This window comes from Marinobacter sp. B-12 (assembly GCF_056857915.1).
Window position 1 is genome coordinate 44,903 of the sequence record NZ_JBSXOB010000038.1, and the last position, 14,235, is coordinate 59,137.

The following is a 14,235-nucleotide window of genomic DNA, read 5'->3' on the forward strand; positions in this document are numbered from 1 at the left end:
GACAGGAACACATTCCCTATGCTCCTGAGCCCGTGGCTGACCCCATGCCTGGTCCTTCAGGCTGCGCACCATCCTGTGCGCGTCTTCCCTGTTGTTCGTCCCTGCAGCCCTGATTCCCTGGGCAACTCCTGATCCGTGGAGTTATCTTCCCTGAGCCAGCTTTCCTTGCCAGCTTCTCATCCTTGACGTTGACCATTCTACATGGGAGCTATTCTCAAGAAATCGGACATTCGCTCCCTCATCTGTGCGATATCTCTTACAGATTTGTAATCAAAGTGCAGATAAAAGTTGAGCGTATGCTCATGCATTTTATGAGGTTTTCCTGTTCGTGACGCGGGTGCACGATTAAAGGTCCAGGGCACCAGAGTTGAACATGCGGTTGCCCCGTTTTTTGGCAGCGGCAGGAAGATAGACGTCAAGGTAATAAAAATTCCCATGAAAACAAAGGGGTATTTGATAAGTCCATTGGGTTGTATTGCTTCGACCCTGACGCATCGTATTAGTGCGCTTAGCCGGGTAGCGATTCATCGTGGTGCGTCAACGGTGGTCCCGACACCCGATCAATAATCGATGGATGTAGTTCAAGTAGCTGAAAAATAAGGCATGATTTGCATTCTGGAACAGCTGATGCAGAGGGGTTGGTGCATTTTGGGGCAATAACACCAATCAATCCGAAAAGGATGCACAACATGACGATTAGAAAACACGTGAAACTGGGCCTGTCAGCGCTGGCTCTCTCTATGTCTCTTAACGCAATGGCCGCCGAAGATCCCATCAAGGTCGGTATCCTTCATTCTCTGTCCGGCACCATGGCCATCAGTGAAACCGTCCTGAAAGACACCGTTGAAATGCTGATCGCCAAGCAGAACGCCGAAGGTGGTGTTCTGGGCCGTGAACTGGAAGCGGTTGTGGTTGACCCTGCCTCCAACTGGCCGCTGTTCGCCGAAAAGGCCCGTGAACTGCTGGCCCAGGAAAAAGTGGACGTGATTTTCGGCAACTGGACGTCCGTGTCCCGTAAATCGGTACTGCCGGTGGTTGAAGAACTCAACGGCCTGCTGTTCTACCCGGTTCAGTACGAAGGTGAAGAGTCTTCCGAGAACGTTTTCTACACCGGTGCCGCGCCCAATCAGCAGGCCATTCCTGCGGTGGACTACCTGATGAACAACATCGGCGTTGAGCGCTGGGTGCTGGCCGGTACCGACTATGTGTACCCGCGCACCACCAACAAAATCCTTGAGACCTACCTGATGGACCAGGGCGTGGCCAAGGCAGACATCATGATCAACTACACGCCTTTTGGTCACTCCGACTGGCAGAACATCGTGTCTGACATCAAGCGCTTCGGCTCAGCTGGTAAGAAGACCGCCGTGGTCTCCACCATCAACGGCGACGCCAACGTTCCGTTCTACCGTGAACTGGGCAACCAGGGCATCTCCGCCTCCGACATCCCGGTGGTGGCGTTCTCCGTGGGTGAGCAGGAGCTTTCCGGCATCGACACCGGCCCGCTGGTTGGCCACCTGGCGGCCTGGAACTACTTCATGAGCGTGGACAGCGACGCCAACTACGACTTCATCGACCAGTGGATCGAGCACACCGGCAACGAAGAAGCCGTTACCAACGATCCCATGGAAGCCCACTACATCGGCTTCAACATGTACATCGAAGCGGTGAAGAAAGCCGGCACCACTGACGTGGACGCGGTCAAAGACGCCATCATCGGCGTGAGCGTTCCGAACCTCACGGGCGGCTACGCCACCATGATGCCCAACCACCACATCACCAAGCCGGTGCTGATCGGTGAAATCCAGGACAACGGCCAGTTCTCCGTAGTCTGGGAAACCCCGTCTACAGTGGCTGGCGATGCCTGGTCTGACTTCCTGCCGGGTTCGCGTGACCTGATCGCCGACTGGCGCAAGCCGATGTTCTGCGGAAGCTTCAACACCGCAACCGGCAAGTGCGGCGCCTCCGCCGGAGAAATGGCGGCTGAAGAAGCCGAGTAAGGCAGGGCCGCCAACAGTGCAATACAGGCAATTCGGGGTGGCAATGCTGCCCCGAATTGCCACCTCCGCAACTCGCTTTCAACCGACAGGACACCCTCATGAGCATCCTTCGATCGCTCACATTGCTGCTTATCGCCCTGGTTTCCGTGTTGTCGCTTCCAGCCTCCGCCCAGGAAGACGATCCCGGAAAGGCCTTGCTGAACAACCTTGCAGAAGCGCCGGCCAGCCGCGTGGAAGACGCCATCAATGCCATCGTTAGTAGCGGTGATGAACGAGCCAGGGGCTGGCTCGAAGCCTATGGCAACAACCGCCTGAGCCGGATAGAAGACACCGGCCAGGTCGTTATCGTATTGAACAACCGGAGCCGGGACTGGGAAATTGCCAACCCGCTGACCGGCGAGAACATGGGCGAAATGTCCCGCCGCGAGCTGGACAGAATCGCCATCAACAACCGGATTCGGGGCCAGCTTGAGGGCATTCTCGCGATGCTGGACCTGAACGCCGCAGACCCTGACGTGCGTGAAGCCTCCGCACAGGACATGATGGGCAAAGTGGACGCTTCCCTGGTCGAGCCGCTGGAGGCGCGGCTTGCGCTGGAAGAGAACGCATCGGTGCGCCACCGCATCGAAGAGGCACTGGCCATTTACCGGGTCGGTGAGGGTAATCTTGACGCCGTGGACGTGCTGGCTGGCAGCCTGCACCCCCGTGCCCGCGCTGCCCTGAACGAAGCCGTGCGCAGCGATAACCCGGCCCTGGCCGACAAGGCAGAGCAGGCACTGGGCACCATCGAACAGAAACTCAAGCTCAACCGCGCCGCCGAAACCCTCTACTTCGGCCTCAGCCTGGGTTCGGTGCTGGTACTGGCCGCCATCGGCCTCGCCATCACCTTCGGTGTAATGGGCGTGATCAACATGGCCCACGGCGAACTGATCATGCTGGGCGCCTACACCACCTGGGGCATGCAGCAACTGCTGCCGGGCCAGCCCGGCCTGGCGTTGATTCTCTCCATTCCCGCCGGCTTCCTGGTGGCGGCCACTGCCGGCATCATCATCGAACGCAGCGTGATCCAGTTCCTCAAGGGCCGCCCGCTGGAAACCCTGCTGGCCACCTTCGGCATCAGCCTCATCCTGCAGCAACTGGTGCGTACCGTGATTTCGCCCCAGAACCGCACCGTGGTGACACCGGACTGGATGAGCGGCTCGCTGGTGATCAACGACGCCTTGTCGCTGACACTCAACCGCCTGTACGTACTGGCGTTCGCACTGATCGTCTTCGCCGCACTGATGATGATCATGCGTAAAACCCGCCTCGGCCTGGAAGTGCGCGCCGTTACCCAGAACCGTGCCATGGCCCGCTCCATGGGCATTCGCGCCACGCGGGTGGACATCATGACCTTCGCCCTTGGCTCCGGCGTTGCCGGCCTGGCCGGTGTGGCGCTGTCGCAGCTCACCAACGTCGGCCCCAACCTGGGCCAGAACTACATCATCGACTCGTTCATGGTGGTGGTGTTCGGTGGCGTCGGTAACCTGTGGGGCACGCTTATCGCCGGGCTGTCGCTGGGCACCATCAACCAGCTGCTGGAACCCTGGGCCGGTGCCGTACTCGCGAAGATCATTGTGCTGGTCTTCATCATCTTGTTCATCCAGAAACGGCCGAAGGGGCTCTTCCCCCAGAAAGGCCGTGCGGCAGAAGGCTAAGTTATGTGGCTAACTAGACCCTTGCGTGAGCGATCCACGCAGATTTTTCTGGGCGTGCTGTTTGCAGCGCTGGCCATTGTGACCTTCCTTCACGTGGCCATGCCAGAAGACAGTGCCCTGTATGTCAGTGCCTACACCGTGACCTTGCTGGGCAAGTACCTGTGCTATGCCTTGCTGGCAGTGGCTGTGGACCTGGTGTGGGGATACCTCGGAATCCTCAGCCTGGGCCACGGTGCCTTCTTTGCCATCGGCGGCTACGCCATGGGCATGTATCTGATGCGCCAGATCGGCGATCGCGGCACCTACGGCGATCCCATCCTGCCGGACTTCATGGTGTTCCTGAACTGGCAGGAACTGCCCTGGTACTGGCTCGGGTTCGACATGGCCTGGTTCGCCTTTATCATGGTGCTCTTGGCCCCGGGCCTGTTGGCACTGGTGTTTGGCTTCCTCGCTTTCCGATCACGGGTAACCGGGGTCTACCTGTCCATCATCACCCAGGCGCTCACCTTCGCGCTGATGCTGGCGTTCTTCCGCAACGAGATGGGCTTCGGCGGCAACAACGGCCTGACCGACTTCCGCGACATCCTCGGCTTCAACCTGCGCACCGACGCCACCCGGTTGGGGCTGTTCATCGCCACCGGCATCGCCCTGGCCATTGGCTACGTGATCTGCCGCGGCATTGTGACCAGCAAACTGGGCCGGGTCAGCATCGCCTGTCGCGACGCCGAAGCCCGCGCCCGCTTCCTGGGCTACCGGGTGGACCGGGTGCAGCTGTTCGTGTTTGTGGTCTCCGCCATGCTGGCGGGTGTGGCCGGCGCCTTGTACGTGCCCCAGGTGGGCATCATCAACCCCAGTGAATTCTCACCCCTGTTCTCCATTGAAGTGGTGGTCTGGGTCGCCCTTGGCGGCCGGGCAACTCTCTATGGCGCGGTGATTGGCGCGGTACTGGTGAACTACGCCAAAACCGTGTTCACCGGCGTGATGCCGGATGCCTGGCTGTTCGCCCTCGGTGGCCTGTTCGTGCTGGTCACCGTGTTCCTGCCCAAAGGCATCGCCGGCCTGCTGGCCAGCCGCCGCAAGGGCAAACAGGATGAACCAGACACCCCAACCGCCCCATCCACCACGGAGGCGACCGCATGAGCATTCTCGAGGAGCTTTCCAACCGCGACCGGGTGTTTGAATTCCTGACCCCGGCGATCTCCCCCGTGGACACCCGCCACGGGCCGATTCTGTACATGGAAGACGTCAACGTGAGCTTCGATGGCTTCCGCGCCATCAACAACCTCAACATGACCATCGACGACGGCGAACTGCGCTGCATCATCGGGCCCAACGGCGCGGGCAAAACCACCATGATGGACATCATCACCGGTAAAACCGCCCCGGACACCGGTTCGGTCTGGTTCGGCAGCCGCCACAACCTGCTGACCATGAACGAGCCGGAAATCGCCACCCTCGGCATCGGCCGCAAGTTCCAGAAGCCCACCGTGTTCGAGGCCTTAACGGTGTTCGAAAACCTCGAACTGGCCATGGCCACCGACAAGCGGGTGATTCCCACCCTGCGGGCGACCATGAAAGCGGAGTTTCGCGAGCGCATCGACGAAGTGCTGGAAACCATCGGCCTGCAGGACTTGCGAAACCAGCTGGCGGGCATCCTCTCCCACGGCCAGAAACAGTGGCTGGAAATCGGCATGCTGCTGATGCAGAAGCCGCGACTGCTCTTAGTAGACGAACCCGTCGCCGGCATGACTGAACAGGAAATGGAACGCACCGCCGAACTGCTCACCAGCCTGGCTGGCAAGCAGTCGGTGGTGGTGGTGGAACACGACATGGGCTTCGTACGCTCCATCGCCCGCAAGGTCACCGTATTGCACCAGGGCAGTGTGCTGGCGGAAGGCACCATGGACCAGGTCTCCAACGACCCGGAAGTGATCAAGGTGTATCTGGGGGAGGAAGCCTGATGCCTGACGAAAAGCAAATGCTGAAAATCGACAAGCTGAACCAGTTCTACGGCGAGAGCCACACCCTCTGGGAGCTTGAACTGGACGTGCCCAAAGGCCAGTGCACCTGCGTAATGGGCCGCAACGGTGTTGGCAAAACCACCCTGATGAAATGCATCATGGGTGAGGAAACCACCAGCAGCGGCAGCATCCAGTTTGATGGCGGCACCGAACTGACCAAACAGAAACTGGAAGAACGCTCCCGCCTGGGCATCGGATATGTACCCCAGGGCCGGCAGATATTCCCGCTGCTGACCGTGGAAGAAAACCTGCGCACCGGCCTGGCCGTGCGCAAGGACGGCAGCAAGAAAATCCCCGAACGCATCTACGAGCTGTTTCCCGTACTCAAGGAAATGAAAAGCCGCCGTGGCGGCGACCTCTCCGGCGGCCAGCAGCAACAGCTAGCCATCGGGCGTGCCTTGGTGATCGAACCCCAGTTACTGATCCTCGACGAGCCCGGCGAAGGCATCCAGCCCAACATCGTGGCCCAGATCGGCGAGGTCATCCGCCGGCTGATCAAGGAAGACGGCCTGACGGTGTTGCTGGTGGAACAGAAGCTGCCCTTCGCCCGCAAATACGCCGACCGCTTCGCCATCATGGACCGCGGCCGCCGAGTGGCTGAGGGCGAGATTGCCGAACTGTCTGATGAACTCATCAAGAAGCACCTGACGGTATGACCGCCTACGAGCCCATCACAACCCGCGCCACCAACGCGGCCCACGACTCCGGCCACCGCTTCGACGCGGGCCGGCGCTGGGCCGCCACCCTGGACCTGGCCTTCGACGCCAGGCAGGAGCAGGGCGCGCAGGTTACCCGCATGACCCGCACCCGGTTCAAAGGGCCTTTGCGGGTACAGCGCCCGTTCTACCCGGAAGGCAAAACCGGCTGCTGCCACGTGTACCTGCTACACCCGCCCGGCGGCCTGGTCAGCGGCGACGCCCTGAACATCAACGTGTCGGTTGGAAATGGCGCCCACACCCTGGTGACCACCCCCGCGGCGGCAAAACTCTACAAAGCCGACCGCAACGGCGTCGCCTGGGCGCAGCACACACACCTGAACGTCGCCAATGGCGGCATTCTCGAATACCTGCCCCAGGAAACCCTCGGTTTCAACGGCTCCCGGGGCGAGCAGACCACCACCATCGACCTGGAAACCGGCGCCAAATGCCTGGGCTGGGAAATCCTTGCTTTGGGCCGCCCGGCCAGCAACCTGCCGTTCATCACCGGCCACATGGAGCAACGCTTCAGCCTGAGTATGAACGGCAAACCGCTATGGCTGGAACGCCAACTCCTGGACCCCTCTCATGCCCGTTTTCAAGGCAAATGGGGGCAGGGCGGCGCCACCGTTCAGGCGACCTTATGGGTAGTTGGCCTGGAGGACGAAGCCGGTGCAGTGGAAGCGATCCGGGAACAACTACAGGCCTCCACCGACTGGGCCGTTACTCGCCGGCGCGGTGTGGTGTTGTTGCGTTACCTGGGCAATGAACGAAACGAAGCATGGGATGTTTGTCAGCGGGCCTGGGAGGTACTTCGGCCTCTGTTGGCCGGCCAGTCTGCGGTGGTGCCTCGGATATGGCTGACTTGATTGTATTGGTGTGGGAACAGGGCGGGGCGAACCGTCCGGGGCACGCTGTGAATACGTCCATGTACGCTTGACGAAAACATCCATGTTTTCGACATCCCCGGATGGTTCGCCCCGCCCTGTTCAGTGGACATCCGAGTTAGCGCACTAGCTCGATAGGGCAAGACATTGTTGTTCTGAGCAACGGAGATTAATCCGGCAGGCAACTCAGTATTCAGACAAGGCAGGAGGGAAGGGGTGCACGGGATCGTAAAAAACATGGATGTTTTTTCCGAGCGTACATGGACGTATTCACAGCGTATCCCGTGCACCCCTTCCCTCCTGCCGAAGAACTCCAGAACCCGAGGAGAACAAAAATGGAATTAACCCCAAGAGACAAAGACAAACTCCTGCTGTTTACAGCAGCTTTGTTAGCCGAACGAAGAAAAGCCAAAGGCCTGAAGCTCAATTACCCGGAAGCCGTCGCCCTCATCAGCGCCGAAATCATGGAAGGCGCCCGTGAAGGCCGCACCGTGGCTGAAATGATGACCGCCGGCACCGAAATCCTCACCCGCGACGACGTCATGGAAGGCGTGGCCGACATGGTCGACGAAGTCCAGGTGGAAGCCACCTTCCCGGACGGCACCAAACTCGTCACCGTCCACAACCCCATCGTCTAAGGAGCGCGCCATGATCCCCGGAGAATACGACCTCAAAGACGGCGACATCGAACTCTGCGAAGGCCGCCAACGCATCACCATCGAAGTGGGCAACACCGGCGACCGCCCCATCCAGATCGGTTCCCACTACCACTTCGCCGAAGCCAACCCCGCGCTGGACTTCGACCGAGCCAAAGCCCGCGGCTACCGCCTCGACGTCGCCGCCGGCACCGCCATCCGGTTTGAACCCGGTCAAACCCGCGAAGTGACGTTAATACCCTTCGCCGGTAAGCGAGAGATTTATGGTTTCCGACAGGAAGTCATGGGAAGCCTCGACAAGAACTGATGACTAGGGGAGCGAGCGGGAATGACTTTTCAAACTGTGCGGAAGGCGCGAACTAGCTCTAAGGGCCGGTCGGACAGGGCTTTCCAGGAATGTGCGGAGCAGAGGTTTGTGCCTGGCCTTTGGACTACACGAATCAACTCTGACGAGCGAGTGGGAATGACTTTCCAAAACTGTGCGGAGGCATGGATGCCGGAGCCCAAGCGCCACAAGGATGTGCTTGAGCGTGTTTTGGAAAGTCATTGCCACTTGCTCTGGCTCCCAAAGTTAAAGAGAGGGATAGCATGAAAATCACAAGACAAGCCTATGCCGACATGTACGGCCCCACCACCGGGGACCGAGTCCGCCTGGGCAACACCGAACTGTGGATACAAGTTGAAAGCGACGCCACCCACTACGGCGACGAAGTAAAATTCGGCGGCGGCAAAGTCATCCGCGACGGCATGGGCCAGAGCCAGCGCGCTGACGAAGCCGTCATGGACACCGTCATCACCAACGCCCTGATACTCGATTGGTGGGGCATCGTCAAAGCCGACGTCGGCCTACAAAACGGCAGGATTGCCGCCATCGGCAAAGCCGGCAACCCCGACACCCAGCCAGACGTCACCATCGTCATCGGCCCCGGCACCGAAATCATCGCCGGTGAAGGCAAAATCCTCACCGCCGGCGGCATCGACGCCCACATCCACTTCATCTGCCCCCAGCAAATCGAAGAAGCCCTCATGAGCGGCGTTACCACCATGCTCGGCGGCGGCACCGGCCCGGCCACAGGCAGCAACGCCACCACCTGCACCCCCGGCCCCTGGCACATCGGCAAAATGCTCCAGGCCGTCGACGACATGCCCATGAACATCGGCTTCCTCGGCAAAGGCAACGCCAGCCTGCCGGAGTCCCTCGAACTGCAAATCAAAGCCGGCGCCATGGGCCTAAAACTCCACGAAGACTGGGGCACCACACCGGCCTCCATCGACAACTGCCTCACCGTGGCGGACAAGTTCGATGTACAGATTGCCATTCACACCGACACCCTCAACGAATCCGGCTTCGTGGAAGATACCCTCGCCGCCTTCAAAGGCCGGTGCATCCACACCTACCACACCGAAGGCGCCGGCGGCGGCCATGCCCCCGACATCATCACCGCCTGCTCCAAAGACTACGTACTACCGTCTTCCACCAATCCCACACGGCCGTACACCGTCAACACCATCGACGAACACCTCGACATGCTCATGGTCTGCCACCACCTGGACCCCAACATCCCGGAAGACGTCGCCTTCGCCGACTCCCGCATTCGCCGCGAGACCATCGCCGCCGAAGACATCCTCCAGGACATGGGCGTGATCTCCATGATCGCCTCCGACTCCCAGGCCATGGGCCGGGTGGGGGAAGTGGTGTGCCGCACCTGGCAGACCGCCCACAAGATGAAAGTACAACGCGGCCTGCTGCCGGATGACGAACAACTCGGCGCCGACAACCTGCGCGCCAAACGCTACATCGCCAAGTACACCATCAACCCCGCCATCACCCACGGCATCGCGCACGAAGTGGGTTCCGTGGAAGTGGGCAAACTGGCGGACCTGGTGCTGTGGGACCCGGCCTTCTTTGGCGTAAAACCCGCGCTCATCCTCAAAGGCGGCATGATTGCAGCCGCCCCCATGGGCGACCCCAACGCCTCTATACCCACACCCCAGCCCGTGCACTACCGCATGATGTTCGGGGCGCTGGGCCGGGCCGCCAGTGCCACCCGCCTGAGCTTTGTCAGCCAGGCCGCGCTGGATGCGGATATTGGTAAAGAACTGGGGCTGAACAGCACCCTCGCGGCCTGTAAAAACGTGCGCAGCGTTCGCAAGGGCGACCTCAAACTCAACGACGCCTGCCCACACCTGACCGTGGACCCACAAACCTACGAAGTGCACGCCGATGGCGAACTGCTCACCTGCGAGCCCGCCACCGAACTGCCACTGGCGCAGCTATATCATCTCTTTTAATCACGACAGCTCAAGGCTGTTTTAACAAATACAGCTCAAGGCTGAGGAGCACAACATGCTTGAACTGACACAAAGAATCGGCCCAGTGGAAACCAGCGAAATCCACGACCACCTAACGCTGCCCTTCGAACTGCGCATGCGCGGCCGCCTGCGCGCCAAAACCGACACCGGCTACGACGTTGGCCTGTTCCTCGACCGCGGCCCTGTGCTGCGAGAGGGCGAATTCCTGCAGGCGCAAAGCGGCGAAGTTATCCGCATCCGCGCGGCGGACGAACCTGTGGTCACCGCCCGCATCGAACCCGGCCTGCCTCTGGCCCGGTTGTGCTATCACCTCGGTAACCGCCACGTGGCTCTCCAAATCGGCGCCGACGAACAAGCCGGTTGGGTACGCTTCCCGCCGGACCACGTACTGGAAGAACTCGCCGAACGCCTGGGCGCCACGCTGGAACACCACCGCGCCCCGTTTGACCCGGAACCTGGCGCTTACTCAGAGAAAAAACATGACCACGCTCATGCTCACTGACAGCAGCCAGACCGCCGTCGGCGACCTGTCCCTGCTGGGCCTGATGCAACTCGTCAGCCCCGCGCTGCCCATCGGCGCCTTCGCCTGGTCCCAGGGCCTGGAAAGCGCCTTCGAACTGGGCTGGGTGAACAACGAAGACCAACTGGGCGACTGGCTGGAAGGCGTACTGGAAGACGGCCTCACCCGCTGCGAACTGCCCCTGCTGGCGCGCCTGCAAACCGCCTGGGCCAACAGTGACAGCGCCGAATTGGCCCACTGGAACCAATGGCTGCACGCCACCCGCGAAACCGCGGAACTGAGCGACGAAGACACCCGCCTGGGCTCCGCACTCGTCCGCCTGTTGGGCAGCCTGGAATTGCTACCAGCGGAAGACCGAATGCCGGAAAACCCCGGCTACGTCACCGTCTTCGCCAGGGCGGCCCACATGCGCCACGTACCCGTGCGCCAAACCCTGCTCGGCTTCGCCTGGGCCTGGCTGGAAAACCAACTCGCCGTCGCCTGCAAAGCCATGCCCCTGGGCCACACCGCCGCACAGCGGCTGACCGAACGGCTGCGCCCAAAACTGGTACACGCCGTCGACCAGGCACTGACGCGGGAAGATAACGAACTCGGCCCGGTACTGCCCGGCCTCGCGCTCGCAAGCGCACACCACGAAACCCAGTACTCACGGCTTTTCAGAAGCTGAACATTACTCCGATGATCGGGGAGGCAAGTAGGCAACCCTTTTTGAAAATGTGCGGAGCCATGGATGGCGGAGCCCAAGCGCACATGGATGTGCTTGAAGCGTTTTTCAAAAAGGGTTGCCTACTTGCTGACCTTCTCGGAACAAGACAAGAAGAGGAGATAACCAATGAAACATTGTCTGAGAGTAGGAGTCGGCGGCCCAGTCGGCTCAGGTAAAACCGCCTTGCTGCGCCAACTCTGCAAAGCCCTAAAAGACCACTACGACATTGCTGTGGTCACTAATGACATATACACCCGTGAGGATGCGGACTTCTTATTGAAACACGAGGCCCTCCCAGCCGACCGCATCCTCGGCGTGGAAACCGGCGGCTGCCCGCACACCGCCATCCGCGAAGATGCGAGCATGAACCTCGCCGCCATCGACGACCTGCAAAGCCGACACCCCAACCTGGAACTGGTGCTGGTCGAATCCGGCGGCGACAACCTCTCCGCCACCTTCAGCCCAGAGCTGTCCGACCTCACCCTGTACGTCATCGACGTCTCCGCCGGCGACAAAATCCCGAGAAAAGGCGGCCCCGGCATCACCAAATCCGACCTGTTGATCATCAACAAAATCGACATCGCCGAACAGGTACATGCCTCCCTGGATGTAATGGACCGTGACTCCAAGAAAATGCGCGGCGAACGCCCCTTCGTGTTCACCAACCTCTACGACGGAGTAGGGCTGGAAACCATCATCAGTTTCATCCTCGAGCGCGGCATGCTGCCGGAACGGCGCCCCAACAAAGTGGCCGAAACCGCCTGACACCGAACCACCAACACCGAATCCAGTAACACAAGGAAGAACACCATGAACCAGACCACCAAACTCCTCATGGCCGCCGGCCTGCTACTCACCGCCACCACCTCAGCCGCCCACACCGGCCACGGTGCCCACGCTGAAAGCGGCTTCCTCAGTGGCCTGTTGCACCCAATGCTGGGCCTGGACCATTTGTTGGCCATGGCGGCTATTGGGTTCTGGGGTGTGCGCCAGAATAACCTCATGAAAAACGCGACGCCGGCCTTCGTAATCGGTGGCATGGTTCTGGGCGCAGCCCTGGCTTGGGGAGGCCTGAGCCTGCCCGGCGTTGAAACCGGCATCACTTTCTCCGTGCTGGTGGCTGGCATTCTCATAGCCACCCTGGCGAAATTGCCCGCTGCGGTTGGCGGCGTTCTGGTTGGCGCCTTCATGCTGTTCCACGGCTTCGCCCACGGTACAGAAATGCCGGAAGGCGCAACACTGGCCGTCTACCTGGCTGGCTTCTCCATCGCCACTCTCGCCATCACTCTGGTTGGGCGTGGACTGGGTAGCTTGATGCTGAAAGCGGATAGCCGCTTCAGCCGTGGTGTTGGTGGCGTGCTGGCGGTTGTTGGGGCGTATTTGGCCGCTGCCTGATAGCCAGACTAAAGCAGATAGGAAACAAAAAGCCGCTCGGGAAACCGGGCGGCTTTTGTTGTATATGATTTACTAAATTTTACGTCTTCCGGGTAGGAACTTTCCCAAGGGTTGGTCTAGTGTGTAGTCATAAGAAACGGATTGACGCCGCTGTTAAGGATGACGGATGGACTACACGCAGATACTGCACACACTTCAAAACGCCATTCCAACGGGCATCTGGTATCTGATCCCGCTGTTCTTCCTGGCGGTGGTCATCAAATTACACTGGTTCAAGAGCAATGCCAGGGAAGCGATGGTTAATCATTCCGCCAGATTCTATCTCGATAGAACGTGGGGTGAATGCCGGGGGCGAATTCCTGGGGTGTAAGACATTTCCAAGGTGTCGGGAGAATTGTTGATGCTTCGTTATTGCAATAATGAAACAGTCAAATGATTGCAATAATGAAGCGCTCTATCTAACCACTGTTAGTTTTCAAAGGAGAGAGTTATGGAAGATAAAGGCAAGAATCATCAATCTGAAACCTCGGGTGAGCAACAGGTGGATGTGTTTTTCCCAGACGAGGTTAAAAAAGGTGTCTACGCTAACAACGTTTTCATCAACCATACTCCAGAAGAAATTGTCTTGGACTTCTTGAATGTCATTCCCCCAGCCGGTTCCGTCGTTTCGAGAGTAGTTCTCAACCCTTCTCATGCAAAGAGGCTGGTTAGGGCGCTTCAAGAAAATTTAGACAAATACGAAAAGACCTTCGGCGAAGTTCCGTTCGAGATTAAGCCGATCCATGAATGAGGCTGACTAATGGCAGGTCAACCGGATGAAGATGTAGCTTGGTGGTCGAGACTTCTGCATGAAGGCCCAGGATTTTTATATGGGTTTGGCCTCGGCGTTTTGAGTGGTTACTTTGGCAATTGGGCGTGGGCCAAATTCCGCCCCAAGCGCAAAGACAACCATATGAAATTGGAGGTGACCGACGATGGCGCTCAGTTTACGGGGTTGATGAATCATGAGAACTCAGAACAAATACTAAAAGTAATGAAAGCAGCGGCGAAAACCTCAAGTAGTAAAAAAAGGCAAGGTTCTTCCTACGATACAAGCGGAGCCCAAGAGAAAACTAACAAGTAGTTCCAGTGTGTTCCGGCCCTCTGGGCCTCCACCGGACAGCCTTTTCTCCGCTTCGCTCCACAAAGGCTGCCGCTGAACAAAAGCGTTGAGGCTGTAGAAAAACTCCGAATTCAGCCCCGGTTTTGCTAGGATCAGGCAAACGGACAAGGAGTCGTCAGATGCCCAAAGCCAAGCCCCGTTTCAGACCCTACAACCCCGACCAGAACGCCATGGTCGTGATCA

The 14,235-nt window shown here is 59.4% G+C and carries 16 protein-coding genes; all 16 read left to right on the forward strand.

From position 1 onward, the window contains the following. Positions 1 to 689: 689 nt before the first annotated feature. Positions 690 to 2,000, forward strand: coding sequence for an urea ABC transporter substrate-binding protein (gene urtA / locus AC13D2_RS05215; RefSeq protein WP_292049254.1), 1,311 nt, complete (start codon positions 690 to 692; stop codon positions 1,998 to 2,000). A 98-nt stretch (positions 2,001 to 2,098) separates the two neighbouring features. Beyond that, positions 2,099 to 3,697: an urea ABC transporter permease subunit UrtB gene (urtB, locus tag AC13D2_RS05220; protein ID WP_482938296.1), complete on the forward strand. Its 1,599-nt coding sequence runs from the start codon at positions 2,099 to 2,101 to the stop codon at positions 3,695 to 3,697. Positions 3,698 to 3,700: 3 nt separating this feature from the next. Further along, entirely contained in the window at positions 3,701 to 4,837 is a 1,137-nt protein-coding gene (urtC, locus tag AC13D2_RS05225) for an urea ABC transporter permease subunit UrtC (RefSeq protein WP_292049256.1), read from the forward strand. Further along, the gene (urtD, locus tag AC13D2_RS05230) at positions 4,834 to 5,658 is read left to right on the forward strand and encodes an urea ABC transporter ATP-binding protein UrtD (protein WP_292049257.1); all 825 of its coding nucleotides are present in this window, start codon (positions 4,834 to 4,836) and stop codon (positions 5,656 to 5,658) included. The genes urtC and urtD overlap by 4 nt, the downstream gene beginning before the upstream one ends. 17 nt (positions 5,659 to 5,675) lie before the next feature. Continuing rightward, positions 5,676 to 6,374 (forward strand): urea ABC transporter ATP-binding subunit UrtE, encoded by a 699-nt coding sequence (urtE, locus tag AC13D2_RS05235; protein WP_482938303.1) that lies wholly within the window; start codon positions 5,676 to 5,678, stop codon positions 6,372 to 6,374. Further along, positions 6,371 to 7,282: an urease accessory protein UreD gene (locus tag AC13D2_RS05240; RefSeq protein ID WP_482938297.1), complete on the forward strand. Its 912-nt coding sequence runs from the start codon at positions 6,371 to 6,373 to the stop codon at positions 7,280 to 7,282. The genes urtE and AC13D2_RS05240 overlap by 4 nt, the downstream gene beginning before the upstream one ends. A 353-nt stretch (positions 7,283 to 7,635) precedes the next feature. Continuing rightward, entirely contained in the window at positions 7,636 to 7,938 is a 303-nt protein-coding gene (ureA, locus tag AC13D2_RS05245) for an urease subunit gamma (RefSeq protein ID WP_007152777.1), read from the forward strand. Positions 7,939 to 7,948: 10 nt separating this feature from the next. Beyond that, a complete protein-coding gene (locus AC13D2_RS05250) occupies positions 7,949 to 8,263 on the forward strand; it encodes an urease subunit beta (protein WP_300496549.1) in 315 nt (104 codons plus the stop codon). A 281-nt stretch (positions 8,264 to 8,544) separates the two neighbouring features. Then, positions 8,545 to 10,248: an urease subunit alpha gene (gene ureC, locus AC13D2_RS05255; RefSeq protein ID WP_420389367.1), complete on the forward strand. Its 1,704-nt coding sequence runs from the start codon at positions 8,545 to 8,547 to the stop codon at positions 10,246 to 10,248. A gap of 55 nt (positions 10,249 to 10,303) precedes the next feature. Further along, on the forward strand, positions 10,304 to 10,771 hold the full coding sequence (gene ureE, locus AC13D2_RS05260) for an urease accessory protein UreE (RefSeq protein ID WP_300496546.1): 468 nt from the start codon (positions 10,304 to 10,306) through the stop codon (positions 10,769 to 10,771). Continuing rightward, positions 10,761 to 11,456, forward strand: a complete 696-nt coding sequence (locus tag AC13D2_RS05265) for an urease accessory protein UreF (RefSeq protein ID WP_482938304.1) — start codon at positions 10,761 to 10,763, stop codon at positions 11,454 to 11,456. Before ureE ends, AC13D2_RS05265 begins: the two co-directional genes overlap by 11 nt. 165 nt (positions 11,457 to 11,621) lie before the next feature. Beyond that, positions 11,622 to 12,260, forward strand: a complete 639-nt coding sequence (gene ureG / locus AC13D2_RS05270) for an urease accessory protein UreG (protein WP_040474328.1) — start codon at positions 11,622 to 11,624, stop codon at positions 12,258 to 12,260. A gap of 45 nt (positions 12,261 to 12,305) precedes the next feature. Further along, positions 12,306 to 12,890, forward strand: coding sequence for a HupE/UreJ family protein (locus AC13D2_RS05275; RefSeq protein WP_482938298.1), 585 nt, complete (start codon positions 12,306 to 12,308; stop codon positions 12,888 to 12,890). A gap of 166 nt (positions 12,891 to 13,056) precedes the next feature. Then, positions 13,057 to 13,260 carry a hypothetical protein gene (locus AC13D2_RS05280; RefSeq protein ID WP_482938299.1) on the forward strand — a complete coding sequence of 68 codons (204 nt, stop codon included), beginning with the start codon at positions 13,057 to 13,059 and terminating at the stop codon, positions 13,258 to 13,260. A 120-nt stretch (positions 13,261 to 13,380) separates the two neighbouring features. Beyond that, positions 13,381 to 13,680 carry a DUF3467 domain-containing protein gene (locus tag AC13D2_RS05285; protein WP_482938300.1) on the forward strand — a complete coding sequence of 100 codons (300 nt, stop codon included), beginning with the start codon at positions 13,381 to 13,383 and terminating at the stop codon, positions 13,678 to 13,680. Between the two features lie 9 nt (positions 13,681 to 13,689). Next, the gene (locus tag AC13D2_RS05290) at positions 13,690 to 14,013 is read left to right on the forward strand and encodes a hypothetical protein (RefSeq protein WP_482938301.1); all 324 of its coding nucleotides are present in this window, start codon (positions 13,690 to 13,692) and stop codon (positions 14,011 to 14,013) included. Positions 14,014 to 14,235: the final 222 nt, after the last annotated feature.